The sequence below is a fragment of the Brevundimonas aurantiaca genome (genome assembly GCF_014199955.1).
Lineage (GTDB): Bacteria > Pseudomonadota > Alphaproteobacteria > Caulobacterales > Caulobacteraceae > Brevundimonas > Brevundimonas aurantiaca.
Genome location: NZ_JACHOQ010000004.1, coordinates 192,439 through 217,725, shown reverse-complemented (window position 1 = coordinate 217,725; position 25,287 = coordinate 192,439). Strand labels below are relative to the sequence as shown.

Here is a 25,287-nt window from a genome sequence, read left to right as displayed (position 1 = left end):
AAACCAAAGTCCCAAAAGCCTCAAAGGCCGGCCCGTCTCCGAGCGAGGCAGCCCTATACGGGCCACCCTCCTAACCCGCAACCAGATTCTGAAGGCGGAGGAAAGATTCTCACCGACTCTCGGTCGGTCGAGCCGCAGCCCCGCCGCTCAGCCCGCCGCTATATAGGTCTTGAGGCTTTCGGCCTCGCGGGCGTGTTCTTCGATCTGGCGTTTGACGAGGTCGCCGATCGAGACGACGCCGACCAGGGTCTCTCCGTCCAAGACCGGCAGATGGCGAATCCGTCGGTCCGTCATCCGGCTCATGACGACCGACAAACTTTCGCGCGGCTGGGTGAAGATGACCTTGGCGGTCATATAGTCCTGAACGGGTCGGGCGAGGGCGTTTGGGCCGTCGGCCGCCACGGCCTTGACCACATCCCGTTCCGAAAAGACGCCCACGACGGCGTCTCCGTTCTGGACCACCAGAGCGCCTACGCGTTTGGCGTCCAGCGCCTGACACGCCCGGGCCACCGTCACATCGGCGGTAATGGAATAGACGGCGTTTCCCTTGGTCTTGAGGATCTCGGCGACGAACATCGCGGCTCCTTCTCTCTGTTAGGAGACGACCGCAGGGCCGGGATGGCGACAGGGCCGCTCGGACCGATGATCGCTCAGGGACGCCGGGGAATCAAATGGCCGAATCGGCGCCGCCTGAGCGTCCCGCGTGCGACGTCGTTCCGAAAGCGCGTCCCAGGGGTCCGATCGCCAAAAGGCCGGCGAAGAAGCCGAAGGCATGGGCCTCCCAGGCGATTCGCGCGCCGTCGGCGCCGGGGGCATAGCCGATCAGGCCGGTCACGGCGTTGACCGCCATCCAGGCGATGGAAGCCGCGATCACACGCCGGTCCAACAGGCTGAGGACTCTGCCGCCCCTCCAGCCCTGTGGCGCTCCCATCAGTCGGGTCGCCCCGCCGATCAGCCCAAAGACGGCGCCCGACGCTCCCACCATCGGATCGGAAGATCCCCAATGCACCAGCCCGTAGCCCAGGGCCGCGATGACGCCACACCCTATATAGAAGAGCAGAAAGACGCTCGATCCGAAGCGTTCGCCAAAAAGCCGCGCGACCGGCGCGCCGAAGGCCAGGGCGCCGACCGCATTCATCAGGGCGTGGGCCCATCCACCGTGCAGCAGCATGGCGGTGAACAGCCCGCCCCAACGGCCGTTCTGCAGGTCGATCGGCGCAAAGGCCATGCTGGCGCCCATGTCGGGCAACTGGCGCTGAAAGAAGAACAGCACCGGCATGGACAGGGCGACCACGACCACCGACAGAGGCGCGTTGAATACAGCCTCTGATTTGGGCGGATCTGAAAGCGAGGGGCCGTCGAATCGGTCGTCAGGTTCGGACATGGTTTTCAATGGGTGACGATTTCGCCGATCTCAAGCGCTTCTTAATAACCTTAACCCAGTTTAGCGGGTGGATCGCGGTTCGATCCCTTGGTTCGTCGACGCGCAAGGAGTCCCCATGCCGGTCCAGAGGCCGATCGCCCCCCTGACGATGGCGCTTGCGGTCGTCCTGGCGGTCCCGACGCTGGCGGCCGCCCAGACCACGGGCTCGGCCGGCGCAGCGCGCTTTCAACAAGGCTATGGGGCGGCGCGAAGCGCCACCCAGGCCGCCGCGACCGGCTCGACACGCGACGCCAACGGCAACCGCATCATCGTCAACGGCCTGATCCAGTCCGGCGCCTCCTCCTATTCCAGCCAATCCGGCGGCGTAGCCTCGGCCTATGCTGGCGCCGGCGCATCGAGCAGCGGGGGCGCGGCCATCGGCGGCTCGACCGCCGTCGGCAATCAACTGAACGTGGTGGTTCAGGGCAGCTACAACACCGTCATCGTCAATTCGAAACAGACCAACAACGGCGACGTCACCGCCGGCACGGCTCTGAACGGAAGCCTCACCCTGCCATGAGCCGACCTGTCTTCATTCGCACCGGCGCTGCGTCGATTGCGGCCGCCCTGCTGCTGGCCGGCTGCGTCAGTCCGGTCGCAGGGCCATCGGGCCAGTATGCGACGCCGATCGGCAATGCGCCGGTCACCGCCAACCCGACCCCCTATTCGACCGCCCTCTACTGCCTGGCCGACTACGCCCGCCGCTATAATCTGCCCTCGCCGCGCATGGCCGTGGGGCGGATCAGCGACTATACGGGCACCGTCTCCTCCGACGGCGGGCGTCAGATCACCGGCGGCGCCTCGCTGATGGCCAACTCGGCCCTCGCCAAGGCCGGCGCGCGGATTGTTGAGCGGTACGACACCTCGGTGTCGGAGCTGGAGCTGCGCTACGCCAACAACAAGCTGATCGGCGACAGCACGCCCAGCGCCCAGGGCCCGGAAGACACCCAGTACCGCCGCATCCTGGCCGGCCAGGTGCCGGGCTCGGACTTCTACATCGTCGGCGGCATCACCGAGGTAAACTACAACATCCGCTCGGGCGGATTCGACGCCGCCGTGGGCGAGGTGGACAGCGACCGGCCCGGTTCCGGCATCGCCACCCACCGCACCTATGTGATGAACATCGCCATGGATCTGCGGCTGGTTCAGACCACGACCCTGGAGGTCGTGGACGTGGTCTCCTATCAAAAGCAAATCATCGGCCGCGAGATCTCGGCGGGCGTGTTCGACTTCCTGAACGGCAATGTCTTCGACATCTCGGCCGGGTCCGGCGGGATGGAGCCGGTGCAGCTGGCCGTCCGCGCCCTGGTCGAACGGGCCACGGTCGAGTTCATGGCCAATCTTTACGGCGCCCCCGGCCCCGAAATCTGCCTCAACGCCGCCAACGACCCGCTCGGCGATTCCACCGTCGGTCCCACCGGCGGCTATTACCCGGCTTATCCCACTACGGAGACGAACAATGGCCAGACTCGCGCCGATCCGTCTCGCTGGCATGATCGCCGCGACGGCGACGTTCGCCGCTCTCGCTACTGAGACGAGGGCCCAGCAAGCGCCGGTCTGCGACGCCCAGACCGGCTCCACCTGCACCAGCACCCAGACGATGACCGGCGAGGTCACCGGCGCGGTGAACCTGGACGTCGCCGTGGGCCAACTTCAGGTGACCAATGACGTTGCGGGCAATCTTCTGGTCGGAGGCGTCGATCAGGCGGCCGCCGACCTGACCGCGCGTCAGACCATGACGGGTCCGTCCGTCACGGCCCGCACCGCAGTGCGGGCGCCGACCGCCCATATCGAAGACGGCGCCGCCGTCGCCACCACGGCGGCGGCCAATCGGATCGCGCTCAGCGGATCGTCCGCCTCGATCACCGGCGCCCTCGACCAGTCAGCCCAGACCCCCGTCCTGGCCGAGACCGTCGCCGATATTCAATACATCCCCGCCCCCGCCGACTTTTCCGCCCATGCGGCGGCCAACCTGGTCCAGGCCTCGACCAACGGCGCCTCGCATCAGGATTTGACGGTGCGCCAGACCAACGCCCCCTCGACCATCGAGGCCCGCACCGACGTCTATGTCGACAACGCCTGGAACCTGGCCGCCCGGGCCGGCGCCGGGGGCAACCGGATCGTCCTGTCGAACGCCGGCGGCTCTCTGGTCGCGACGAGTGACCAGACCAACCAGGGCCGTGTCCGCGCAGCGGCCCGCGCCCAGACCAATTTGCAGGGCCAGACCACAGTCGCCGCCCGCGCCGTCGCCAACGAGACCGTCGCCGGCAACCAGGACATCTATTTGGAGCTGGACAACACCCAGTTGAACACCGGCGGAGTCGAAGCGACCGCGACCTATGCCGGCGTCAGCGGCTATGACGCCTATGTCGGCGCCGAAGCCGTCGGCAACAGCGTGACAGGGTACGCCTGTTCCCAGTGCGGCGGCGAGGTTCACGTGACGAACAGCCAGACCAATGACGCCAATGTCACCGCCACGACCAGTGCGACGATCGGCGCCGGCCGCGCCGCGGTCGTCGGCGCCACCGCCGTGGGCAACAGCGCGACCTTCTACGTCAGCCGACCGGGCGGTTGAGCGCATAAGGTCCGAGATCAGGCTTCTCGCCAAAAGGGCCACGCCGGCTGAACCGACGGGGCCCTTCTTAACATCTATCGGTCGTCAACTCAGTTCGGACGAACGCTGCCGCCAGCCGAAACGCCGACCGAGGCCGAGGCGCCGTTGCGGTTCGCAGACGCCGACCCATTGGCGTCAGCGTCAGCTGAGGCGCGGCGCGTGGGTGTTTGGGTCTGGGCCTGGCCTTGCCCCGAGCCCGAGGCGGAGCCGCCGCTGCTGGACAGGGCGCTGTTCAACAGGGCCGAACCCTGAGCTTGGCCTTCGCCTTGGGCGGGGCTCGCAGCGTTGGCGACGCCGTTGACGGTTCCGTTCAGCGCGCCTTGGGCCCGCCCCTGGGTGGAGGCGGCGGTCGAAGCGACGCGGTCACGGGTGTTCACCGCAGCATTCTCAGCCCTGGCGCGGTTGCGTTCGGCGGTTGCGGCGGCGCGGGCCTGAGCCTGCTGAGCGCGGCGCTCGGCGCGGGTCAGGGTCTGATTGGTGGTCGAGGCGACGCCGTCACGAATGCGCGAACCGTCGATCGCGCCCGACACGCCTCCGGTCAGAGAGCCGGCGCCACCGATCTGGCCGCCGGTCATGCTTCCGACCTGGCCGCCCAGGCCGCCGGCCAAACCACCGGTCAGGCCGCCGGAACCGCCCAGGACCTGAGCTTGCGATGCGCCGGCCAGAGCCAGGCCGAAAGCGACGGTCGCGGTCATCAGGGTCTTCTTCATCGTCAATCTCCTGCATGTCTCGGGCATCTCGCCCTCGCAGTGTCCAACGACCGGCCGTCGAGATTTCATCCCGACCCTTCGATATTTTATCGAGCCAGCCGTCCGCGCGCACCCATCGTCTGCGGCGCCGCGCGAGATCCGACGCCCACCAAGCCCTGGCCGTAGACGGCGTCGCGGCCGCGCGCCCCCAAGTCGGCGGCGCTGCGCGCCAAGGCGGCCTGACCCTGGCGCGCTACAAGTCCAGCCACGATGGGGGCGGCGAAGGAGGTTCCCCGCACGCTGGTCCAGCGGCCGGCGGGCGCCGCGGCGGCCATGTCGGCGCCCGGAGCGGCGAAGGCGACCTGGGGGCCGCGCGCCGCCTCCGGCAGAACCTGGTCGCGGGCGTTCACGGCCGTGACGCCGATCACCCCGTCATAGGCGGCGGGATAAAGCGGCGGGGCGGCCGGGCCGTCATTGCCCACCGCCGCCACCACCGTCAGACCCCGCGCCTGGGCCCGCTGGATCGCGCGTTCGACCAAGGCGTTGCGCGGGCCGACCAGGCTGACGTTCACCACCCCGACCCTCTGTTCGATCATCCAGGCCAGGGCCTGGGCCAGGGCGGTCGATGAGCCGCCCTCCGCTTGGCCGCCATAGATGTCGGCGACGCGCAGATCGGCGCCCGGCGCGCCGCCAGCGAACGGGCCGCTGCGCCCGACCATCAAGGAGGCGACGGCCAAGCCATGCGCGCCCATGCGCGGCGGCCCGGCGAAACCCCGCTGCACGACCTGCGATCCGACGAGAGCCGGATGGGTCGCCTCGACGCCGGTGTCGATCAGACCCAGCTTAGGGCCGGCGTCTCCACCAGCGCTTGAGGATTGCTTCGCGAGCCCGCCCTCCTCCGATGACACGGCGCCGGCCGTGTCGTGGATATGGTTGAAGGTCACGTCAGCCTGTGGGTCCAATCTCTTCAAACGCGCGACAGCCCGCGCAAGGGACAGGCCGCGCGGCGGGGAAAGGACCAGGCTGGTCAGTTCAAGAGCCTCAAGCCGCTCCTCCCGCAGAACGGTGAAACCTGCGCTCGTCGCCAGAGCGCGGGCGGCGGGCGACAGGTCCAGGGCCACGATCTCGCCACGCACCACGGGCCAGCCCTGGGGGTCGGCCTCCAGCGCCCCGTTGGAACGCCGCACGAGTTGCGTCAGACGCGCCGGCGCCCTCAGGGCTTGATCGATCCCCTGGCGTCCCAGGCGATCAACCTCGTCCAGACCCGGCAGCCGCTCCGTCAGACGGTCAGGCAGACGATCCGGCAGACTTTGCCCCACGCCCGGAATTGTGGGAACCGGCAAAGATCCGATCTGGGCCTGGGCCGGTGCAGCGGTGGTCAGCGGCGTCAGCCCCAGCGCCGCCAGGCCGATCAACGCCAAGGTCCGTTTCCACCGCATCATCCACTCCTTCCGGCCCCGCGCCACTTCGTCCTTGCGTCGGGCGGCGTTCCGTTCTCGATATGCCATGGATGAAACGCCTGGGCTCGTTCGTTTCATCCCGCATGGAAAAGGACGACACGTGGACGATTTTCAGACGGGGCTGGTGGAGCTTCTGCCGCGCCTGCGCCGATTCGCCCGCATCCTCCGCCCCCACGACGCAGACGCGCAGGATTTGGTGCAACAGACGGTGGAACGCGCCCTGGCGTCGCGGCGCGGTTTCAAGACCGGCACGCGGCTGGACAGTTGGACCTTCACCATCATGAGACGGATCGCCATAGACGACGGTCGCGCACGCCAGCGCTGGGGCCGGGTCCTGACGCCCGAGGACGAGGCCACGGCCCGTGTGCCCGACGCCGCCCAGGCGGACGAAGGTCTGCGCGCCGACGCCCGGCTGGTGCGCGACGCCATCCACGCCCTGCCCGAGGATCAGAAACATGCGGTCGCCCTCGTCCTGGTCGAGGGCCTGTCCTACGCCGAGGCGGCCCAGGTTCTGGGCGTGCCCGCCGGCACCCTGACCAGCCGTCTTGTGCGCGGCCGTCAGACCTTGATGCAGACGTTGGCCGAGCAGGGAGTGACGGGATGAACATCGACGATGAAACCCTGATGCGTTGGACCGACGGCGAACTGGCGCCCGATGCGGTCGCACGGCTGGAAGCGGCGGCCCGGACCGACTCCGCCCTGGCCGAACGGATGGCGACGGCGCGACGGTTGCGCGCGGCGACGCAGGCGGCCTTTCTGGTCCAGGTCGATCCCCGCGACCGTGATCTGTCGCGCCTGATCGCCAATGGCGGCCACGTCCGCGCAGCGCCGTTGGCGGGTTTGAAAGCCTGGTTGTCCCAAGCCCTCGCGCCGCGCCAGGCGCCGATCTGGGGCGGGCTGGCTGCGGCGGCCTTCGTCGCCGGGGTGCTGATCGGGCCGGGCCTGAACAGCGGCTCCGGCATCCGTGTCGCCGAGGACGGCGTCCTTGCCGACAGGGATCTGGTCAAGGTCTTGGATCGCCGCCTCGCGTCAGAGGGGGCGGACAACGCCGGTCGGGCCGTCGGTCTGACCTTCCAGGACGGAGAGGGCCGCTGGTGCCGCACGTTCCAGGCTCGAGACGACGGGCTGGCGGGCCTGGCCTGTCGCCGGTCGGACGGCTGGACCGTCCAGGCCCTGGCGCCCCTGTCGAGTCCAATGGGCGAAGTCCGCACGGCCTCGTCCGACACCCCCGCCGCCGTCCTTAGCGCGGTCGATGCCCTGATCGCCGGTCCCTCCGCCGACGCCGTCACTGAGGCGCGCGCCCGCGACGAAGGCTGGCGCTAGTCCGCGAACGGATTCCCTCTTCAAATTCACCGCTTGCAAAGCGCCTTCGACCCCGGAGGGGGCGTCGGGCGGTGCAAAAGGTCGCCTTGCCCTCGCCCCCACGCTCCCCTACTGCGGACAAAAGCCGCTCCGTCGGGGGTTGCGGCGTTGGGAGTGAGTTCATGCGTTCTGCGCGTCGTCTGCTGCTGCTGGCAGCCTCCGGGTTGGCTCTGTCTGCGGGGGCCTTCAGTGTTCCCGCCCTGGCTCTGGCGGCTTCCCCCGCCGCCGTTCAGGTGGAAGGACAGGTCGCGCCGTCCGATCCTTGGGCCCAGTCCGCCAGCGACGTTCCGGCCGATCCGGCGGTGCGGTACGGCCTGTTGCCGAACGGAATGCGCTACGCCCTGATGCACAACGCTACCCCGCCCGGCCAGGCGTCGTTCCGGCTGCGGATCGACGCGGGCTCGCTGATGGAGCGGGACGACCAGAAGGGCCTGGCCCACTTCATGGAGCATATGGCCTTCAACGGGACCAAGGACATCCCCGAGAATGAGATGCTGCGGATTCTGGAGCGGCTGGGCCTGGCCTTCGGGGCCGACACCAACGCCTTCACCAGCTTCGACCAGACCGCCTATATGCTGGAGCTGCCCAACACCCAGGACGAGACGGTCGATACGTCGCTGCGGGTCATGCGACAGATGATGGGCGACGCCCTGATGGCGCCGGAGTCCATCGACGCCGAGCGCGGCGTGATCGAGGGCGAGGAACGCAGCCGCAACAGCCCGCAGATGCGGGTGCTGAAGACCCAGCTGGCCCTCTTGGCGCCGGGCCAGCGCCTGTCGCAACGCCTGCCGATCGGCGACCTGGAGGTGATCCGCACCGCGCCGCGCGAGCGCTTCGTGGACTTCTATGACGCCTACTATCGCCCGTCGCGGGCGACCTTCATCGCCGTGGGCGACTTCGACCTGGACGCCATGGAGACCAAGGTGCGCGGCGCCTTCGCCGACTGGACGCCCAAGGCGGCGGACGGGCCCGAGCCCGACCTGGGCCAGGTGCAGCCGCGCCAGCCCCAGACCAGCATCATTGTGGAGCCGGGCGTGCAGTCGTCGATCCAAATCAACTGGATCAAGGCGCCGGACCTGGACCCCGACAGCTTCAACGAGCGGGCCGAGGACATTCGCCGCAGCCTGGGCCTAGCCGTGCTGAACCGACGGCTGGGCGAGATGGCGCGGGCCGACAATCCGCCCTTCCTGGGCGCCGGCGCCGGCTATCAGTCGCTGTTCGACAGCCTGGACGCCGGCGTCCTGTCGGTCAGCTTCACCCCGGGCCAGTGGAAGCGCGCCCTGGAGACCGTCGAACAGGAGGCGCGCCGCCTGACCCAATACGGGGTGACCGCGCCTGAACTTCAGCGCGAGATCACCGAATACCGCACCTCGCTGCAGAACGCCGTCGCCACCGCAGCGACCCGCTCCACCCCCGCCCTGGCCGGCGCCCTGCTGAACGCCGTCAACAGCGACACGGTCTTCACCGCGCCCCAGCAGAGCCTGGACCAGTTCGAACGGATTGTCGCCGACCTGACGCCTGAACAGGTAGACGCCGCCGTCCGCCCGGTATTCGAAGGCCAGGGGCCGCTGGTGCTCTTCACCAGCCCGGTCCCGGTCGAGGGCGGCGAGGCGGCCGTCACGGCCGCCCTGGAGGCGTCGCGTCAGGTTCCTGTGGCGGCTCCGGCCGATCAGGCGGCCCTGGAATGGCCCTATGCCGACTTCGGTGCGGCGGCGGCCCCGTCGTCGCGCACAGAGGTGTCGGACCTGGGGGCCGTGCTGGTGCGCTTCCCCAACGGCACGCTGCTGAACATCAAGAAGACCGACTTCCGTGACGATCAGATCCTGATCAGGGCCAAGACCGGCATCGGCTCCCTGGGGCTGCCGACAGACCGGTTCTCGCCCCTGTCCCTGGCCGATACGGTGCTGAACGCCGGGGGCCTGGGCAAGCTGACGGTGGACGAGGCGGATCGGGTCCTGGCGGGTCATGTGATCAACACCTCGGTCAGCCAGGGCGAGGACGGCTATGTCTTCAGCGGCTCGACCCGGCCTGAAGATCTGGCGCTGGAGCTTCAGGTGCTGACCGCCTTCCTGACCGATCCGGGCCTGCGCCCCGCCCCGCTGCAGCGCGCCCAGGCGGCCTATCCCCAAACCCTGGAGCAATTGACGGCCACCCCCGGCGGCGCCTTTGCGGTGAAGGGCGGCGCGATCCTTGCCGGGGGCGACAAGCGCGCCGCCACGCCGACGGTCGAGGAGTTCCAGTCGGTTGAGATCGAGCCGCTGCGCGAGCAGATCAAGGCCGCCCTGGCCTCCGGCCCGGTCGAGATCACCGTCGTCGGCGATGTGGACGTGGATGCGGTGATCGCGGCCGTGGGCTCGACCTTCGGCGCCCTGCCCGCCCGCGGCGCGGCGCCGACGCCGCCGGCCGGTTCGGCCGAACGGCGCTTCCCCGCGCCCACGGCGACCCCGGTCCGGCTGACTCACACCGGCCAGGCCGAACAGGCCCTGGGCGTCGTGGCCTGGCCGACGACGGACCAGATCGGCGACCGCACCACCTCGCGTCAGCTGTCCCTGCTGTCGGCGGTGCTGCAGCTGCGGCTCAACGAAGACATCCGCGAGAAGCAGGGTCTGGCCTATTCGCCCAACGCCGGCTCCAGCACCTCCGACGTCTTCCCCGGCTACGGCTATATGGTCGTGGCGGCCGAGACGGCGCCGGAGTCCCTGCCGAAACTGTTCACCGCCGTTGACGCCATCGCCGCCGATCTGCGCGACAATCCGATCGGTGAGGACGAACTGAACCGCGCCCGCCGCCCGGCGCTGGAGCGTCTGCGCCGCAGCATGGCCGACAACGGCTATTGGCTGACCCAGTTGTCCGAGGCCCAGTCGGACCCCGCCTCGCTGGACCAGACCCGCAACAATATCGCGGTACTGGAAGCCGTCACAGCGGCCGACCTGCAACGGCTGGCGCAGCATTATCTGAAGCCGGACACGGCCTGGCGCGCCGAGGTCGTCTCGGACAAGCTGGCCCAGTAAGAAAAACGGCCCCGGTTCGAAAGAGCCGGGGCCGAGCCCTTTCCAGGGCAGTTTTCAGGATCATCGACGGAGACGTCGACGCCCCCATATCTCGCACGCGGCGCCTGAGCCGAGGCTGAACGGGGCGTGTCAGCTCCGGTTCAGAAGACCCGGCCGCCGACGCCGCCGTCCAGGGTGATGGCGCCGGTGACGACCGTCGCGCTCTGCACCTCTTCGCGGTATTCGGTGTATTCTTCCTCGCGATACATCGTCAGGATCTTCACCCCGGCGCCGTAGCGACGCAGCAGGGAGCGCTCGTTGCAGTCGCGCTCGGGCTTTTCGGGGCGGCATTCCAGCCGACCTTCGCCGCCGAACCACAGGGCCTCGTGCTTGTTGCAGGTCAGGGTCGTGCCGTGGTCGAATTTGATCTCACCCTCATAGTCGGCGATCGTCGCCTGAAGCCAGGTGCCGGCCAGGCAGCGGTAGATTTCGCCCTCATAGCCGTCGGCGATCTCGCGGTCCGGCTTCACCTGAGAGGCGGGATGCGGCACCTGGCGATCGTCGATACAGACGGCCTGGATCACCACGCGCTTCATCATCCGGCGATAGGCGGTGAAGGGCGTCCGCACCGTCTGGGCCAGACCCTCGACGGCCAGGCCCTGAATGGTGGTCGGATAGGGTTGGTCGACGGTCACATAAGCCGCACCGCCGCCCCCCCCGTAGCCATAGCCGCCCGCGAACCCGCCGGCTCGCGCGTTGATATAGGCCCGCGCGCCAGCGTTTGCGTTGGCGCCGGCGTTGGCGGACGCACCGGCGTTCACATTGACGTTCACATTGACATTGGTGTTGGACGACCAGTGGCCCCCGCCCCCGCCGCAGGAACCGCCGTCTCCGCAAGAGGGCGGGGGCGGGGGCGGCGGCGGCTCGCAGCAGGGCGGCGGCGGCGGCTCGCAGGCCGGTTGGCCGCAGCTCTGGGCGGCAGCCGCGCCGGCGACGCCCAGCATGGCCGCGCCGGCCGCCAGACCCAGCATCCAATTCCTGATCCGCTGCCGCATCGGCGGGACTCCCGAACGAATTCTCATCTCGCCCGAACAGACTTCCGGACGATCCAAACTTAACCAAGACGGCAAAAGCCTTTCGTTTCCGTTGAGACGCGGCGGTGTTCGGGATGGCGCAATGCCGCATCCGTCTGCTAGACCGCCTCCACAATGACCGTCCGCGTCCTCATTCGCCTGATTTCGATTAGCCGCCCGGCGTAGCGCCTCTGGGCCCTTGGCCCCGTGCACGCCGGGAACGACCGCCCCTAGAGGGTGAAACCGCCCTCAAACAGCGCGGAGCGCGAGAGGGCGAACGAAGACAGCGAACGCTCACCCCACGACGCCGAGACGACCCATGGCCGACGCCACCGACACCACCGACACCCCCTCCGGCCGCGACTATCGCGACACCGTCTTCCTGCCCGAAACGCCCTTCCCCATGCGGGGCGGCCTGCCGCAGAAGGAGCCGGCGATCCTGGAGCAGTGGGGCGACCTGTACGGCGCCCTGCGCGCCGAGCGGCAGAAGCAGAACGCGCCCCTGTTCGTCCTGCACGACGGCCCGCCCTACGCCAACGGCGACATCCACATCGGCCATGCGCTGAACAAGACGCTGAAGGATTTCGTGGTCCGCAGCCGTTTCCTGCTGGGATATGACGTCGATTACGTGCCCGGCTGGGACTGCCACGGCCTGCCGATCGAGTGGAAGATCGAGGAACAGTTCCGCGCCAAGGGCCGCCGCAAGGACGAGGTGTCCAAGGACGAGTTCCGCGCCGCCTGCCGCGACTACGCCGGCAAATACATCGACCTGCAGCGCGACCAGTTCCTGCGCCTGGGCGCGGTCGGCGACTTCGCCAACCGCTACGCCACCATGGACTTCAAGTCGGAAGCGGCCATCGTCGCCGAGTTCCACAAGTTCAAGAACTCGGGCCAGCTGTATCGCGGCTCCAAGCCCGTCATGTGGTCGCCGGTCGAGCGCACCGCCCTGGCTGACGCCGAGATCGAGTACCACGACCATGTGTCGCCGACGATCTGGGTCAAGTTCCCGGTCACGGGCGCATCCGACGACCATCCCGACGACCTCTTGTCCTTCCGCAGCGGCACGCCCTCGGTCGTGATCTGGACCACCACCCCCTGGACCATCCCCGCCAACCGCGCGATCAGCTACGGCCCTGAGATCGCCTATGGCCTGTATGAGGTCACGGCCATGGAAGAGGGTCTGGAGTTCGCGCCCTGGGCCAAGCCGGGCGACCGCCTGATCGTCGCCGACAAGCTGGCCGAGGATGTGTTCAAGGCGGCCAAGATCGCCGCCTGGACCCGTGTCTACGACATCAATCCGTCGGGCCTGGAATGCGCCCACCCGCTGGCCGCGCTCGACAGCGGTTACGGCTTCTCCGTGCCCCTGCTGGCCGGCGACCACGTCACCGACGACGCCGGTACGGGCTTCGTCCACACGGCGCCGGGCCACGGCGCCGACGACTTCGAGGTGTGGAAGGCCCACGGTCATCACGAGGTGCCGGATACGGTCGATCCGGACGGCGCCTATTACCCCCACGTCCCCCTGTTCGCCGGGCTGAAGGTGCTGGAGACCGAGGGCAAGAAGACCGGCAAGTTCGGTCCCGCCAACGGGGCGGTGATGGAGAAGCTGATCGAGGCCAGCAACCTCTTGGCGCGCGGGCGGCTGGAGCATTCCTATCCGCATTCCTGGCGGTCCAAGGCGCCGATCATCTTCCGCAATACGCCCCAGTGGTTCATCCGCATGGATCAACCGCTCGCCTCGGGCGACACCCTGCGCGAGACGGCGTTGAACGCCATCGACGACACCGCCTTCCATCCGGCGGCGGGCAAGAACCGCATCCGCTCGATGGTCGAGGGTCGTCCCGACTGGCTGGTCAGCCGCCAGCGCGCCTGGGGCACGCCGCTGGCCATGTTCGTCGACAAACAGACCGGCCAGCCCCTGCACGATCCGGAGGTCGACGCCCGCATCGTCGCGGCCGTGGCCGAACACGGCGCCGACATCTGGTTCACCGCCCCCGACAGCGACTTCCTGGGCGCTCACGACCCGGCCCGATACGAAAAGGTCGAGGACATTCTGGACGTCTGGTTCGACTCCGGTTCGACCCACGCCTTCACCCTGGACCCGCGCCTGCCCGAGCACGGCTATGCGGGCGACCGCCCGGCGCATTGGCCGGCCGACCTCTATCTGGAAGGGTCGGACCAGCACCGCGGCTGGTTCCAGTCGTCGCTGCTGGAAGGTTGCGGCACCCGTGGCCGCGCCCCGTTCAGGGCGGTCCTGACCCACGGCTTCACCCTCGACGAGAAGGGGGAGAAGATGTCCAAGTCCAAGGGCAATACGACCGATCCCCTGACCATCATCAAGGAGAGCGGCGCCGACATCCTGCGCCTTTGGGTCAGCCTGGTCGACTATTCCGAGGACCAGCGGATCGGCAAACAGATCCTCCAGACCACGGTCGACGCCTATCGCAAGCTGAGGAACACGGTCCGCTATCTGCTCGGCGCCCTGTCGGACTTCGACGAGGCCGAGCGGATCACCCAATACGACCAGTTCCCGCCTCTGGAGAAGTTCATCCTGCACCGCCTGTGGGAGCTGGACGCCCATGTGCGCCAGGCCTATGCCGAATACCGGTTCCAGGACGTGGTGCGCCCCGTGCTGGAGTTCTGCTCCAACGACCTGTCGGCCCTGTATTTCGACATCAGGAAGGACAGCCTGTACTGCGACCGCCCCGACGCCCTGCGCCGCCGGGCCTGTCGCACGGTGATGGACGAGGTGTTCGCCCGCCTGACCGCCTGGCTCTCGCCGCTGACGCCCTTCACCATGGAAGAGGCCTGGACCACGCGGTTCCCGGAAGGTGGGAGCAACTGCCTGCGGGTGATGCCGGAAACGCCGGCGGAGTGGGAGAATGCGGCCGAGGCGGCTCGGTGGGCGAAGATCAACACCGTCCTGGAAGTCGTCAACGAATCCCTGGAGGCCGCCCGTCGCGACAAGCGGATCGGCGGGGCGCTGGACGCCTGGCCCACCGTAACGGCCCCGGCCGGGACCTTCGCCCCGTTCGACGGCCTGGACGCGGCCGAGATTTTCCGCACCTCTGGCGCGGAACTGGTCGAAGGCGAGGCCCTGGCCGTAACCGTGAACCTGGCCGAGTATCCGAAATGCGCCCGTTCGTGGCGGCGCGTGCCGGATGTCGGCTCCGACCCCGACTATCCCGACCTGTCGGCGCGCGACGCCGACGCGGTCCGGTACTGGGACCAGACGCGGGGCTGACCTCAAGATCCTCCCCCGCTTGCGGGGGAGGTGGGCCGGCGTCCGCGCAGCGGACCAGGCTCGGAGGGGGAAGTGTCGCTCAGGAAGAAGACCTCCCTCATCGTCAGGCGTGTCGTTGCGCGCCGGGAAGGTCTGAACGCGACACTGCGTCATCTTGAAAAAGCGGCCTGCGGCCACCAACTGCGACGTCTCCGAACAGCGCGCCCTTCCCCTTCGCAGGAGCCCCGATGACGCATGCCGACAGCCTGATTCTCACCCTGGTCGGAGGCTTCGTCCTCGCCTTCGTGTTCGGCATGTTGGCCAATCGTCTGAAACTGTCGCCTCTGGTCGGCTATCTGGTCGCGGGGATCGTCGTCGGTCCCTATACGGCGGGGTTCGTCGCCGATCTGGAACTGGCGCCCCAGTTGGCCGAGATCGGCGTGATCCTGCTGATGTTCGGCGTCGGTCTGCATTTTTCGCCCAAGGATTTGATGCAGGTGCGCAAGGTCGCCGTGCCCGGCGCCCTAGTCCAGATCGCCGCCGCCACCGCCCTGGGCTGGGTCCTGGGCCGGACCTTGTTGGGCCTCGGCGACGTCGAGGCCCTGCTGATGGGCTTCTCCCTTTCGGTCGCCTCCACCGTCGTTCTGCTGCGGGCGCTGGAAGAGCGCAAACAGGTCAAGGGCGAAATCGGGCGGATCGCCGTCGGCTGGCTGATCGTCGAGGACATGGTGATCGTCATCGCCCTGGTCATGCTGCCGATGATCCTCGTCCCGGCCGGAACCCAGGCCGACCTGGGCGCCCTGGGCATGAACATCGGCTGGACCCTGTTGAAGGTAGGCCTGTTCGTCGCCGGCATGCTGGTGGTCGGCGGGCGTCTGATCCCCTGGCTCCTGGTGCGGATCGCCCATACCCGGTCGCGCGAACTCTTCACCCTGGGCGTCCTGGCGATCGCTCTGGGCATCGCCTGGCTGGCCTATTATCTGTTCCATTCGTTCGCCCTCGGCGCCTTCCTCGCCGGGCTGGTCATGAACGCCTCTCCCCTTGGGCATAATGCGGCCGAACGGTCCCTGCCCCTGCGGGACGCCTTCGCCGTCCTGTTCTTCGTCTCGGTGGGCATGCTGTTTGACCCGATGATCCTGGTGCGCGATCCGCTGGCGGTTCTGGGCGTCCTGGCCATCGTCATCGTCGGCAAGTCGCTGGCGGCCCTGGTCATCACCCACGCCTTCAAGCTGGATCGCTCGACCGGCCTGACCGTCGCGGCCTCCCTGGCCCAGATCGGCGAATTCTCCTTCATCCTGGCGGCCCTGGGCGTCTATCTGGGGGCCATGAGCCGAGAGACCCACGATCTGATCCTGGCGGCGGCCCTGCTGTCGATCTCGCTGAACCCCTTCGTCTTCCTGCTGACGGATCGGATGGGAGGGCGGCCCCGCCCGCCCGTCGCCGGCTCGCCCGAGGCCAAACAGGCGGCGATCGACCACGCGGCGGAAAAGGCCGCATCGAATCCGGCCACCGCCTGAGCCGACGCCTCTTGGCGGGCGCTCGGGATCGTCGTTAACTGCGGCCATGGACGAGACCCTTTCAGCCCAGGCGGTGCTTCACTACGGCGACGGGGAGTTCGCAGTGCTGAAGCCCGGCCGTTTCGTGCGCTGCGCCGTGACGGAGAAGCCCATTCCCCTGGAGGTGCTGCGGTACTGGAGCCCCAGCCGGCAGGAAGCCTATTTCGGCCCAGCCGAGTTCATCGCCCGGATGCAGCCTGAATGATCGGCCGCCGGCCGCTGCTGCTGGGCCTGGCCGCTGCGGTTGCGACGCCCCGCGGCCTGGGCGCCGCCGCGCGCGGCGAGACGCCGTCCGCCCTGCCCCTGGCGATGAACGGCGCCTGGCGACAAGGCGGCTACGCCCTGGGTCGCACGGCGCCGCGCGCCCTGATCTTCGTGGACGGAGATGCCTTGAGCACCGCCTCCGCCGACGGCCTGTTCATCGTGGGCTTTGACCGAGACGCCGCCGCAGAGGTGGACATCGAAGCCCGCGACGGCGCGCAATCCACCCGACGCCGCATCGCCGTGGCCCCCTATGACTTCCCCTCGACACGGATCGACGGCCTGCCGCCGGCCACGGTCGAGCCCAGCGATCCGGCCCTGCTGGAGCGCATTCGCCAGGAGGTCTTGGTCAAGACCGAGGCCTTCGCCAGCCGGGCTGATACGGACGACTTCCGCGACGGCTTCGTCTGGCCGCTGGAGACCTATCGCGTCTCCAGCGCCTGGGGCGCCCAGCGCGTTTTGAACGGCACGCCCGCGCGGCCCCATTACGGCGTCGATCTGGCCGCGCCGATCGGAACCGTCATTCGGGCGCCGGCCGACGGCCGCGTGATCTTCACCCGGCCCGACATGCATTTCGAGGGCGGTCTGACCCTGATCGATCATGGTCAGGGGCTGATCAGCGCCTATCTTCACCAGTCGCAGATCGACGTCGCGGCCGGTCAGACCGTTCGTCGCGGCGATCCGATGGGGCGGGTCGGCATGAGCGGCCGCGCGACCGGCCCGCACCTGTGCTGGCGCTTGAAATGGCGCGACCGCAACCTGGACCCCTCGCTTCTGATCGGCGCCCGGCCGCCCGAGCGCCTGGCCTGATTCGCGGCCGCTTGCCTGCCTAAGGGAAATCCCTTATATTGCGCCTTCGTGCTAGGCGGGGGGCCGAATGCCGCATCTTCAATCGCTGAATGTGCTGCTGGTCGATGACAATCAGCACATGCGCACCATCGCAGCGGCCGTCCTGCATTCCGCCGACATCCACCGGGTGTATGAGGCCGGCGACGGGGCGGAAGCCTTCGAGGTTTTGCGCCGTCAGCCCATCGACCTGGCTCTGGTCGATTACAACATGTTCCCGATGGACGGGGTCGAGTTCACCCGGCGGGTCCGGAACCGCCCCGACAGCGCCAACATCTATCTGCCCATCATCATGATGAGCGGCCATGCCGAGAAGCACCGCGTCTACGCCGCCCGCGACGCCGGGGTCACCGAGTTTCTGGTCAAGCCGATCACGGCCAAAGCCATTCTGGACCGGATCAACGCCGTCATCTTCCGACCCCGTCCGTTCGTGAAGACCGCCACCTATTTCGGACCCTGCCGCCGTCGCCGCGAGGCCGACGACTACTGCGGCCCGTTCCGCCGTTCCGCCGACGGGGCGGCCGCTTCCAACGCGGCGTAAACCCGGTCGGGCCACCGTTTGTGGACCCAGAACCAGTCTTCGGGAACTTCGCGCACCCGGTCTTCGACGAAGCGGTTGGCGGCCTGGATTCCGGCCAGGACGGCGGCGGCCTTGTCTTCGGTTTCACGCACTGTGATCGGCTCATGGGCGGTCACGCGAAAGCGCGCCCCAGGCAGCCGCACCACCGACAGCGGCTGCATCACGGTTCCGAACTTCAGGGCCAGCCGCGCCGCGCCCGGCGAGGCGTTGACGGGCTGACCGAAAAACTCGACCTCCGGCCCCTGATTGTATTTCTGGTCGACCAGCAGGGCGATGGAATCGCCCCGCTTCATCCCGGCCATCAGATCGCGCGTCCCGTCCCCCTTGGGCGCGAACAGCCGGATGCCGTAACGCTCTCGGCTCTTGCGGATCTGGGCGTCGACATAGGGATTGTTGGCGGCGCGATAGGTGACTTGGCACGGCACGCCCGAGGCCATGATGACCGCCGCCATGACTTCGAAATTGGCCAGATGGCCCGAGATCAGGACTGCGGGGCGCCCGCTGTCGCGCAGAGCGTGCAGCCGCTCCATCCCCACCACCTCGACCCGCCCACCGGCCGGGGTCAGCTGATCCATCACCGCCAGTTCGGCGAAGGTGCGGCCCGTGCGGTCCCACTGTTCGCGCGCCAGGGCCTCGCGACGATCCGGCGGCATCTCGGGAAAGGCGATGCGCAGATTTCGCATTACCGTCTTCTGCGTACCGGTCAGCGGCCCCAGGGTCCTCAGCAACCAGCCCCCCAGGGCCGAGGCCCGCTCGACGCCCAAAAGGCGCAGGAAGGCGAACAGGGCCTGAAAGCCGACGGCCTCTAGGCGCCAGATGACGTCCTGCTTCCAATCTGTGGCGCGACCGCCCCTTGGGCCGTCTGCGCGCGTGTCTTCACCAGGCAATCGTCAATCCGCCGTCCACCACCAGGGTCTGTCCGGTCACATAGGCCGAAGCAGGGCTGCACAGATAGACCGCCGTGCCCGCGATTTCATCGGGCTGGCCGATCCTTTTCAGCGGCGCCGGCTCAGTGACGGTCTTCAGCAGCTCCGGATTCTCCCACAGATATTTGGCGAAGTCGGTCTGGACCAGGCCCGGCGCAATGCAGTTGACGCGCACATTGGACGGCCCCCACTCCACGGCGAGATTACGCACCAGCTGCATGTCGGCGGCCTTGGAGATGTTGTAGGCGCCGATCAGGGCGTTGCCGCGCAGGCCTCCGATCGAGGAGATCACCAGGATGGCGCCGTCCTTGCGCTCCACCATCTGGGGGGCGACCATCTGGATCAGCCAATGGTTGGAGATGACGTTGTTCTGAAGGATCTTTTCGAACTGCTCGTCGGCGATCCCGGCCATCGGCCCGGCGTAGGGATTGGTCGCGGCGTTGCAGACCAGGATGTCGATTCGGCCGAAGGCGGCGTTGGTTTCATCGACCAGCCGTTGCAGGTCTTCCTTGGAGGCGATGTTGGCCGGAACCGCGATGGCGCGGCCGGCTCCGTACTTTGCGTTGATCTCGGCGGCGGCCTCATCGCAGGGTCCGGCCTTGCGCGAGGATATGACGACCCGGGCGCCGTGTTCGGCCAGACGCTCGGCTATGGCCTTGCCGATGCCGCGCGATGAGCCGGTGATGATGGCGACCTTGCCGGTGAGATCGAACAGTTCCATTGCGTTTCCCTTGAGTTTCGCCGGGTTATTTGCAGCCCGGCTCTAGCCGAACGCCATTGATAGCCTGATACTCAGGCGATTCCATCCGGGAGTGGCCACCGCCAGCCGATGCGCAACCTGACCACGGGCTTTCTCTACTTCGCCTATCTGTTCCTCGGCATGACCGTGGGGGCCTTCCTGTGGCGTGCGGGTTTGGGCGCCGGCGCAGGCGTGGCGGGGGCGATCGGGGCGCTTGGCCTGTTGGGCGCCTTCCACGGCATCGTCACCGGCATGGCGGCGCGCCGCGCTCTGAAGAAGGAAATCGACCAGGTGCGCGAGGCGCATCGGCTGCTGGCCGATGCGATGGAATCGACGCAGGGCGCCCTGACCGAACTGGCCCAGGCCATTGAAAGCGGCGCCCTGTCGGACACCGACGCCCTGACCGGCGAGGTTCGGATGCTGGAGACCCTGGTCCAGCAGATGAGCGACAGCATCGACCAGCGTCTGGCCAGCGCGCCCAGTCTGGGCGTCGAGACCTTCGAAGGCCGCCGCCAGGCCCAGTCCAACGTTCTGCTGCGGACCATCCACGAGGCGCTGAGCCAGGGGCGGGTCGATCTGTATCTTCAGCCCGTCGTCTCCCTGCCGCAACGCCGCACCCTCTTCTATGAGAGCTTCACCCGCCTGCGCGACGCCAGCGACCGGGTGATGATGCCGGCGGAGTATCTGTCCCTGGCGGAGGGCGAAGGCCTGGTGCCGGCGATCGACAATCTGCTGCTGTTCCGCTGCGCCCAGATCGTGCGCCGGCTGTCGCGCCAGGACCGTAAGGTCGGGGTCTTCTGCAACGTCGCCCTGACCTCCTTGGGCGATGAGACCTTCTTCCCGCGCTTCCTGGACTTCCTGAACGAGAACCGCGACCTGAACCAGGCCCTGATCTTCGAACTGGGCCAGGCGACCTTCGACGCGCGCGGCGCGGTCGAGGCTCGCAACATGGCCAAGCTGGCGGACCTGGGCTTCCGCTTTTCGCTGGACAAGGTCCAGACCCTGGACCTGGACTTCGCCGATCTGCAGCGTTCGGACGTGAAGTTCATCAAGGTGGCGGCCGATCTGCTGATCGAGCAGCTGCTGGACCTGGACGGCGGCGCGCCCTTGCGCTCCATGCCCGACATTCAGGCGGCGGATTTCGCCGCCTTGACCCGCCGCTACGGCGTCGAGGTGATCGCTGAAAAGGTCGAGGCGGAACGTCAGGTCGTCGATATCCTCGAACTGGACGTCGCCATGGGCCAGGGCCATCTGTTCGGCGAGCCCCGCGCCATCAAGGAACAGGTGCTGGCCGAAACCGACCCTCCGGCCGAATTCCTGCGCTCCACCCTGCGCAGCGCTGAGCAGCGGCGTCGGTTCAGCTGATCGCTCCATATCTGTCTCCTCCCCATGACATGGGGAGGTGGCGCGGCGCGCCTTCCGCGCCGTGACGGAGGGGTGCTTTTCGCAGCCCAGGCGCTTAAGCGGCGTCAAGAGCCCTCCACCGCTTCGCGGTTCCCCTCCCCATTTCATGGGGAGGAGACTTTCGTCAGCCCGTCGGAGCAGCTACTCAGCGCCCATGACCCTCCCCCACGCCCTGCCCCATCTCGAAGCCGTCGCCGGCGACTACGACATCCTGCTGTGCGACGTCTGGGGAGTGATCCACAATGGACGGGAGAGCTGGGCGGGTCCTTGCGAGGCCCTGACCCGGTTCAACGCCCAGGGCGGCCATGTGGTGCTGATCTCCAACTCGCCGCGTCCGGCTTCTGACGTCGTCGCCCAGCTGGACGGGCTGGGCGTGCCGCGTGAGGCGTGGAAGGCCTTCGTCACCTCGGGCGACGCGACCCGCGCCGAACTGGCCAAGCGCGCCCCCGGTCCGGCCTGGATCGTCGGGCCCGAACGCGACGCTCCCCTGTACGCCGGCCTGAACCTGGCGCGGACCGACAGCGCCGAGGACGCCGCCTTCATCTCCGTCACCGGGCCGGTCGACGACACGGTCGAGACGCCGGAGGACTATCGTGAACGACTGGCTGTCGGCGCGGCGCGGAATCTGGAGCTGATCTGCGCCAATCCGGATCGGGTGGTCCAGCGCGGCGATCAGCTCATCTATTGCGGCGGGGCCTTGGCCGACCTCTATGAGGCCTTGGGCGGCCGGGTCGTCATGGCCGGAAAGCCTTTCGGCCCCATCTACGACCTGGCCTTGAGAGAGGCGGAACGTCTGCTGGGACGGCCCGTGGACCGGTCGCGCGTCCTGTGCATCGGCGACGGGGTCGTGACCGACGTCATGGGGGCCAATGCGCAAGGCCTGGACTGCCTGTTCATCGCGCAAGGGATCCACGGCGACCAGGCCAGGGGCGAGAACGGAAGCCTCGATCCCGCCCGCGCCGGCGAACTTCTGAAGGCTGAAACAACATATGCGCGCTACGCCGCGCTCGAACTGGCCTGGTAAGGCTCGCCATTTTGTCGCACCGCCGCTAAAGCCTGATCCATGGTCGAATTGGTTCAGCAACATCCGTCCGGCGGCTACATCCTGGACGAGCTTCACATCGGCATGGCGGCCGAAAAAATCGTCGTGGCGACGGAGGACCGGATTCGGCTGTTCGCCGAGGCGTCCGACGATTTCAACCCCGTGCATCTGGACGAGGCCTTCGCCTCCAAGACCGCCTACCGCGGCCGGATCGCCCACGGCCTGCTCAGCGCCTCCTTCGGCTCGGCCGTGGTCGGGACCATCCTGCCGGGGGCGGGGTCGATCTACATCTCCCAGACCCTGGCCTTCCATCAGCCGGTGCGGATCGACGATGTGGTCCGTATCCGGATCACCGTGATCGAGGTCGAGGCCGAGAGCGCGCGGGTCAAGCTGAGCTGCGAAGGCTTCGTCGGCGAGACGATGATCATGGACGGGATCGCCGTGGTTCGCGTTCCGCGCCGGCGCAAACCGTCCCAGCGCTGATGCAGATTGTCCGCGACTGGCGCGACCTGCCGGACGCCCTGAAGGGCGCGGCGGTCGCGGTCGGCGCCTTCGACGGCGTCCATCGGGGGCACCAGGCGGTCATTGCAGAGGCCAAGGCCGCCGCCGAACGGCTGGGCGCCCCGCTGGGCGTGGTCAGTTTCGATCCCCATCCGCGCCGCTGGTTCCAGCCCGAGGCCGTGCCCTTTCGCCTGATGACCGCCGACCAAATGGCGCGGGCTCTGGCGCCCCTGGGGGTCGACATCCTTTATCTGCTGCCGTTCGACGGCGAGATGGCGGGCATGAGCGACGCCGACTTCGCCGAACAGGTGTTGGCCCAGGGTCTGGGCGTGCGACACGCCGCCGTCGGCTTCGACTTCACCTTCGGCAAGGGGCGGTCCGGCTCGCCCGAGGCGCTGCGGGCCTATGGCGAGCGGCTGGGCTTCACGGTCTCGGTGGCCGAACGCCTGGACGACGCCGACGGGCTGAAACTGTCGTCCAGCGCCGTGCGCGAGGCCCTGAAGGCCGGGGACATGGACCGCGCCGCCGCCATATTGGGCCGCCCCTTCGCCATCCAGGGCGAGGTGATCCACGGCGACAAGCGCGGCCGCACCATCGGCGTGCCGACCGCCAACGTTGCTCTGGGCGACTATATGCGGCCGGCCTACGGCGTCTATGCCACACGCAGTCGTCTGGCCGACGGGCGGGTCGTGGACGGGGTGGCCAGCCTGGGCCTGCGGCCCATGTATGCGCTGGAGAGCCCACTGCTGGAGGTCTGGCTGTTCGACTTCGACGGCGACCTGTACGGCCAGATCATCGAGACGGAACTGGTCGCCTGGCTGCGCGGCGAGGAAAGTTTCGACGGGCTGGAGGCCTTGAAGGCCCAGATCGAGGCCGATGCGGCGGCGGCGCGGACAGTCCTGGCTTCCTGATCGCCGCCCCTTCGACCCGGTCAGAGCGGGCGCAACTCCGCCGCAAACCGCTTCCAGTTCTGCACATAGTGCTCCGCCGACATCTGAAGCACGGCGATCTGGGCGGGATCGCGGTCGCGCACCACCTTGCCCGGCTGGCCCACCACCAGACTGTTGTCGGGGATTACCTTGCCCTCGGTCAGCAGGGCGTTGGCGCCGATGATGCAGTTGCGGCCGATCTTCACCCCGTTCAGCACCACCGCCCCAATCCCGATCAGACTGTAGTCCCCGACTTCGCAGCCGTGCAGCATGGCCTTATGCCCGACGGTGACGCCCCGCCCCAGGGTCAGGGGCGAGCCCATGTCGGTGTGCAGGACGCTGCCGTCCTGAATATTGGTGTCGGGGCCCACGGTGATCGGCTCATTGTCGCCGCGCAGCACCGCCCCGAACCAGACGCTGGCGTTGACGTGCAGAATCACGTTTCCAATCACGGATGCGTTCGGCGCCACCCAGTATTCGCCCTGCGGCGGAAACTGAGGTTTGCTGTCGCCCAATGCGTAAATGGTCATCAGAATGCCGCCTAATCTTCGAAAATTGAGGGCTTTAACAGATTTCTAACCACGATAGCATCTAACTGTTGATGCGATTCGAGGGTCGCCATTTCGGCCCCGGATCCGAAGCCGGATCAAGCCCGGTCCGGTCAGTTGTCGGGGCTTTCGCTTGGCGCGTTGGGATCCTGGTTCGGTTGTTCGGGAACGGGTTCAGCCCGTTTTGGACGGCCCGGCCGTTGATCCCGGTGGTCGCTGCGGCGCAGGCCGTGACCCCTTCCTCCCCAAGACCAGCCAAGGCGGAACCCGTGTGGGTCCGCCTTTTTTCATGCCCTGGAGGCGTCCATGACCAAGCGTGCGGCAATGAAGCGTCAGTCCCGTGAAAACGGACTCCTGGATTCGCGAGAGTTCATGGAGGAATCAAAGGTGCGGCGCCTGCACGCCCCCCACAACGAACGGTCAGGCTGGTCGCCCTATCCCAACAATGACGACCGGGACCAGGGCTATCTGAAGACGCTGAAGCCCAAGTCGGACGGTCAGCACGAACTGATGGCGGCCATCGACGCGCACAATCTGGTCATGGCCCTGGGACCGGCAGGGACCGGCAAGACCTATCTCGCCGTCGCCAAGGCGGTCGAGGCGCTTGAGGCCGGCAAGGTCGGCCGCATCGTCCTGAGCCGCCCCGCCGTCGAGGCCGGCGAATCGATCGGCTTCCTGCCGGGCGACATGGAGGACAAGCTGGCCCCCTATCTGCGCCCCCTCTACGACGCCTTGTCGGACCGGCTGTCGATGAAGCGGGTCAAGGCCCTGATGGCCGAGGGCCTGATCGAGATCGCCCCCATCGGCTACATGCGCGGCCGCACGCTGAACAACGCCTTCATCGTCGTCGATGAAGCCCAGAACTGCACCTATGTGCAGCTGAAGATGCTGCTGACGCGCCTCGGCTGGCATTCGACCATGGTGGTCACGGGCGACCCCCACCAGTCGGACCTGCTGCCCGGCGTGTCCGGCTTGGCGGATATTTCCGCCAGGCTGGAGGCGGTCGACAACATCGCCGTGGTGCGTCTGGCCGAACGCGACATCGTCCGCCACCCGCTGGTGGCCTCGATGATCGGGGTGCTCTGAACGCCCTGCGGGTCTGAGTAGAGGGAGGGCCGGCG

24 protein-coding genes are annotated in these 25,287 nt (G+C 68.0%); 16 read left to right on the top strand and 8 right to left on the bottom strand.

Going from position 1 to position 25,287, the window contains the following annotated elements; all coding sequences use genetic code 11:
* Window positions 1–147: 147 nt before the first annotated feature.
* Both GGQ93_RS10985 and GGQ93_RS10980 read right to left on the bottom strand, forming a co-directional pair.
* On the bottom strand, window positions 148–576 hold the full coding sequence (locus GGQ93_RS10985) for a CBS domain-containing protein (RefSeq protein WP_183216983.1): 429 nt from the start codon (window positions 574–576) through the stop codon (window positions 148–150).
* 91 nt (window positions 577–667) lie between these two features.
* Window positions 668–1,384, bottom strand: coding sequence for a rhomboid family intramembrane serine protease (locus GGQ93_RS10980; RefSeq protein WP_183216982.1), 717 nt, complete (start codon window positions 1,382–1,384; stop codon window positions 668–670).
* A gap of 115 nt (window positions 1,385–1,499) precedes the next feature.
* On the opposite strand from GGQ93_RS10980, the gene hfaA reads away from it, so the two are divergent.
* The 3 genes from hfaA to hfaD are packed head-to-tail and all read left to right on the top strand — an operon-like array spanning window position 1,500 to window position 3,998.
* The gene (gene hfaA, locus GGQ93_RS10975; protein ID WP_183216980.1) at window positions 1,500–1,943 is read left to right on the top strand and encodes a holdfast anchoring protein HfaA; all 444 of its coding nucleotides are present in this window, start codon (window positions 1,500–1,502) and stop codon (window positions 1,941–1,943) included.
* Window positions 1,940–2,956 (top strand): holdfast anchoring protein HfaB, encoded by a 1,017-nt coding sequence (gene hfaB, locus GGQ93_RS10970; RefSeq protein WP_183216977.1) that lies wholly within the window; start codon window positions 1,940–1,942, stop codon window positions 2,954–2,956. Before hfaA ends, hfaB begins: the two co-directional genes overlap by 4 nt.
* Complete coding sequence (gene hfaD / locus GGQ93_RS10965) at window positions 2,883–3,998, top strand: holdfast anchor protein HfaD (protein WP_224764465.1); 1,116 nt, start codon at window positions 2,883–2,885, stop codon at window positions 3,996–3,998. The genes hfaB and hfaD overlap by 74 nt, the downstream gene beginning before the upstream one ends.
* Window positions 3,999–4,087: 89 nt before the next feature.
* Here the strand turns inward: hfaD and GGQ93_RS10960 are convergent, their stop codons facing one another.
* Window positions 4,088–4,747 carry a hypothetical protein gene (locus tag GGQ93_RS10960; RefSeq protein WP_182715112.1) on the bottom strand — a complete coding sequence of 220 codons (660 nt, stop codon included), beginning with the start codon at window positions 4,745–4,747 and terminating at the stop codon, window positions 4,088–4,090.
* An 86-nt stretch (window positions 4,748–4,833) separates the two neighbouring features.
* Window positions 4,834–6,234 (bottom strand): S8 family serine peptidase, encoded by a 1,401-nt coding sequence (locus GGQ93_RS10955; protein ID WP_224764464.1) that lies wholly within the window; start codon window positions 6,232–6,234, stop codon window positions 4,834–4,836.
* Between the two features lie 52 nt (window positions 6,235–6,286).
* On the opposite strand from GGQ93_RS10955, the gene GGQ93_RS10950 reads away from it, so the two are divergent.
* The 3 genes from GGQ93_RS10950 (at window position 6,287) to GGQ93_RS10940 (ending at window position 10,559) form a co-directional block, all read left to right on the top strand.
* Complete coding sequence (locus GGQ93_RS10950) at window positions 6,287–6,790, top strand: RNA polymerase sigma factor (RefSeq protein ID WP_224764463.1); 504 nt, start codon at window positions 6,287–6,289, stop codon at window positions 6,788–6,790.
* A complete protein-coding gene (locus GGQ93_RS10945) occupies window positions 6,787–7,509 on the top strand; it encodes an anti-sigma factor family protein (RefSeq protein WP_183216973.1) in 723 nt (240 codons plus the stop codon). The genes GGQ93_RS10950 and GGQ93_RS10945 overlap by 4 nt, the downstream gene beginning before the upstream one ends.
* 161 nt (window positions 7,510–7,670) lie before the next feature.
* Window positions 7,671–10,559: a M16 family metallopeptidase gene (locus tag GGQ93_RS10940; protein ID WP_183216971.1), complete on the top strand. Its 2,889-nt coding sequence runs from the start codon at window positions 7,671–7,673 to the stop codon at window positions 10,557–10,559.
* Window positions 10,560–10,699: 140 nt separating this feature from the next.
* Here GGQ93_RS10940 and GGQ93_RS10935 read toward each other — a convergent pair whose 3' ends face one another.
* Entirely contained in the window at window positions 10,700–11,593 is an 894-nt protein-coding gene (locus tag GGQ93_RS10935; RefSeq protein ID WP_183216969.1) for a hypothetical protein, read from the bottom strand.
* A gap of 337 nt (window positions 11,594–11,930) precedes the next feature.
* On the opposite strand from GGQ93_RS10935, the gene ileS reads away from it, so the two are divergent.
* The 5 genes from ileS (at window position 11,931) to GGQ93_RS10910 (ending at window position 18,038) form a co-directional block, all read left to right on the top strand.
* The gene (ileS, locus tag GGQ93_RS10930) at window positions 11,931–14,855 is read left to right on the top strand and encodes an isoleucine--tRNA ligase (protein WP_183216967.1); all 2,925 of its coding nucleotides are present in this window, start codon (window positions 11,931–11,933) and stop codon (window positions 14,853–14,855) included.
* 227 nt (window positions 14,856–15,082) lie between these two features.
* Entirely contained in the window at window positions 15,083–16,351 is a 1,269-nt protein-coding gene (locus tag GGQ93_RS10925) for a cation:proton antiporter domain-containing protein (RefSeq protein ID WP_183216965.1), read from the top strand.
* A 46-nt stretch (window positions 16,352–16,397) separates the two neighbouring features.
* The gene (locus tag GGQ93_RS10920; RefSeq protein ID WP_054764998.1) at window positions 16,398–16,595 is read left to right on the top strand and encodes a DUF2093 domain-containing protein; all 198 of its coding nucleotides are present in this window, start codon (window positions 16,398–16,400) and stop codon (window positions 16,593–16,595) included.
* Window positions 16,592–17,461 (top strand): M23 family metallopeptidase, encoded by an 870-nt coding sequence (locus tag GGQ93_RS10915; protein ID WP_054764997.1) that lies wholly within the window; start codon window positions 16,592–16,594, stop codon window positions 17,459–17,461. Before GGQ93_RS10920 ends, GGQ93_RS10915 begins: the two co-directional genes overlap by 4 nt.
* Window positions 17,462–17,528: 67 nt before the next feature.
* On the top strand, window positions 17,529–18,038 hold the full coding sequence (locus GGQ93_RS10910; RefSeq protein ID WP_054764996.1) for a response regulator: 510 nt from the start codon (window positions 17,529–17,531) through the stop codon (window positions 18,036–18,038).
* On the opposite strand, the gene GGQ93_RS10905 is transcribed toward GGQ93_RS10910, so the two are convergent.
* Together GGQ93_RS10905 and GGQ93_RS10900 are read right to left on the bottom strand one after the other, a co-directional pair.
* Complete coding sequence (locus GGQ93_RS10905) at window positions 17,981–18,964, bottom strand: lysophospholipid acyltransferase family protein (RefSeq protein ID WP_054764995.1); 984 nt, start codon at window positions 18,962–18,964, stop codon at window positions 17,981–17,983. The genes GGQ93_RS10910 and GGQ93_RS10905 overlap by 58 nt on opposite strands.
* Window positions 18,954–19,724, bottom strand: a complete 771-nt coding sequence (locus tag GGQ93_RS10900; RefSeq protein ID WP_183216963.1) for an SDR family NAD(P)-dependent oxidoreductase — start codon at window positions 19,722–19,724, stop codon at window positions 18,954–18,956. Before GGQ93_RS10900 ends, GGQ93_RS10905 begins: the two co-directional genes overlap by 11 nt.
* A gap of 108 nt (window positions 19,725–19,832) precedes the next feature.
* On the opposite strand from GGQ93_RS10900, the gene tipF reads away from it, so the two are divergent.
* From tipF to GGQ93_RS10880, 4 genes are all read left to right on the top strand, one after another.
* Window positions 19,833–21,107 (top strand): flagella assembly cyclic-di-GMP phosphodiesterase TipF, encoded by a 1,275-nt coding sequence (gene tipF / locus GGQ93_RS10895; RefSeq protein ID WP_152949701.1) that lies wholly within the window; start codon window positions 19,833–19,835, stop codon window positions 21,105–21,107.
* A gap of 193 nt (window positions 21,108–21,300) precedes the next feature.
* Window positions 21,301–22,170, top strand: a complete 870-nt coding sequence (locus GGQ93_RS10890; protein WP_183216961.1) for a TIGR01459 family HAD-type hydrolase — start codon at window positions 21,301–21,303, stop codon at window positions 22,168–22,170.
* Between the two features lie 39 nt (window positions 22,171–22,209).
* Complete coding sequence (locus GGQ93_RS10885) at window positions 22,210–22,671, top strand: MaoC family dehydratase (protein ID WP_152949699.1); 462 nt, start codon at window positions 22,210–22,212, stop codon at window positions 22,669–22,671.
* Window positions 22,671–23,600, top strand: coding sequence for a bifunctional riboflavin kinase/FAD synthetase (locus GGQ93_RS10880; RefSeq protein ID WP_183216959.1), 930 nt, complete (start codon window positions 22,671–22,673; stop codon window positions 23,598–23,600). The genes GGQ93_RS10885 and GGQ93_RS10880 overlap by 1 nt, the downstream gene beginning before the upstream one ends.
* Window positions 23,601–23,620: 20 nt before the next feature.
* Here GGQ93_RS10880 and GGQ93_RS10875 read toward each other — a convergent pair whose 3' ends face one another.
* Complete coding sequence (locus tag GGQ93_RS10875; RefSeq protein ID WP_152949697.1) at window positions 23,621–24,148, bottom strand: gamma carbonic anhydrase family protein; 528 nt, start codon at window positions 24,146–24,148, stop codon at window positions 23,621–23,623.
* 312 nt (window positions 24,149–24,460) lie between these two features.
* On the opposite strand from GGQ93_RS10875, the gene GGQ93_RS10870 reads away from it, so the two are divergent.
* Window positions 24,461–25,252, top strand: coding sequence for a PhoH family protein (locus GGQ93_RS10870; RefSeq protein WP_152949696.1), 792 nt, complete (start codon window positions 24,461–24,463; stop codon window positions 25,250–25,252).
* The last annotated feature ends 35 nt before the right edge of the window (window positions 25,253–25,287 follow it).

Excerpts from the sequence above, each read along its gene's own strand:
- GGQ93_RS10985 (WP_183216983.1), bottom strand. The coding sequence starts at position 576 with ATGTTCGTCGCCGAGATCCTCAAGACCAAGGGAAACGCCGTCTATTCC.
- GGQ93_RS10980 (WP_183216982.1), bottom strand. The coding sequence starts at position 1,384 with ATGTCCGAACCTGACGACCGATTCGACGGCCCCTCGCTTTCAGATCCG.
- hfaA (WP_183216980.1), top strand. The coding sequence starts at position 1,500 with ATGCCGGTCCAGAGGCCGATCGCCCCCCTGACGATGGCGCTTGCGGTC.
- hfaB (WP_183216977.1), top strand. The coding sequence starts at position 1,940 with ATGAGCCGACCTGTCTTCATTCGCACCGGCGCTGCGTCGATTGCGGCC.
- hfaD (WP_224764465.1), top strand. The coding sequence starts at position 2,883 with ATGGCCAGACTCGCGCCGATCCGTCTCGCTGGCATGATCGCCGCGACG.
- GGQ93_RS10960 (WP_182715112.1), bottom strand. The coding sequence starts at position 4,747 with ATGAAGAAGACCCTGATGACCGCGACCGTCGCTTTCGGCCTGGCTCTG.
- GGQ93_RS10955 (WP_224764464.1), bottom strand. The coding sequence starts at position 6,234 with ATGGCATATCGAGAACGGAACGCCGCCCGACGCAAGGACGAAGTGGCG.
- GGQ93_RS10945 (WP_183216973.1), top strand. The coding sequence starts at position 6,787 with ATGAACATCGACGATGAAACCCTGATGCGTTGGACCGACGGCGAACTG.
- GGQ93_RS10940 (WP_183216971.1), top strand. The coding sequence starts at position 7,671 with ATGCGTTCTGCGCGTCGTCTGCTGCTGCTGGCAGCCTCCGGGTTGGCT.
- GGQ93_RS10935 (WP_183216969.1), bottom strand. The coding sequence starts at position 11,593 with ATGCGGCAGCGGATCAGGAATTGGATGCTGGGTCTGGCGGCCGGCGCG.
- ileS (WP_183216967.1), top strand. The coding sequence starts at position 11,931 with ATGGCCGACGCCACCGACACCACCGACACCCCCTCCGGCCGCGACTAT.
- GGQ93_RS10925 (WP_183216965.1), top strand. The coding sequence starts at position 15,083 with ATGACGCATGCCGACAGCCTGATTCTCACCCTGGTCGGAGGCTTCGTC.
- GGQ93_RS10920 (WP_054764998.1), top strand. The coding sequence starts at position 16,398 with ATGGACGAGACCCTTTCAGCCCAGGCGGTGCTTCACTACGGCGACGGG.
- GGQ93_RS10915 (WP_054764997.1), top strand. The coding sequence starts at position 16,592 with ATGATCGGCCGCCGGCCGCTGCTGCTGGGCCTGGCCGCTGCGGTTGCG.
- GGQ93_RS10910 (WP_054764996.1), top strand. The coding sequence starts at position 17,529 with ATGCCGCATCTTCAATCGCTGAATGTGCTGCTGGTCGATGACAATCAG.
- GGQ93_RS10900 (WP_183216963.1), bottom strand. The coding sequence starts at position 19,724 with ATGGAACTGTTCGATCTCACCGGCAAGGTCGCCATCATCACCGGCTCA.
- tipF (WP_152949701.1), top strand. The coding sequence starts at position 19,833 with ATGCGCAACCTGACCACGGGCTTTCTCTACTTCGCCTATCTGTTCCTC.
- GGQ93_RS10890 (WP_183216961.1), top strand. The coding sequence starts at position 21,301 with ATGACCCTCCCCCACGCCCTGCCCCATCTCGAAGCCGTCGCCGGCGAC.
- GGQ93_RS10885 (WP_152949699.1), top strand. The coding sequence starts at position 22,210 with ATGGTCGAATTGGTTCAGCAACATCCGTCCGGCGGCTACATCCTGGAC.
- GGQ93_RS10880 (WP_183216959.1), top strand. The coding sequence starts at position 22,671 with ATGCAGATTGTCCGCGACTGGCGCGACCTGCCGGACGCCCTGAAGGGC.
- GGQ93_RS10875 (WP_152949697.1), bottom strand. The coding sequence starts at position 24,148 with ATGACCATTTACGCATTGGGCGACAGCAAACCTCAGTTTCCGCCGCAG.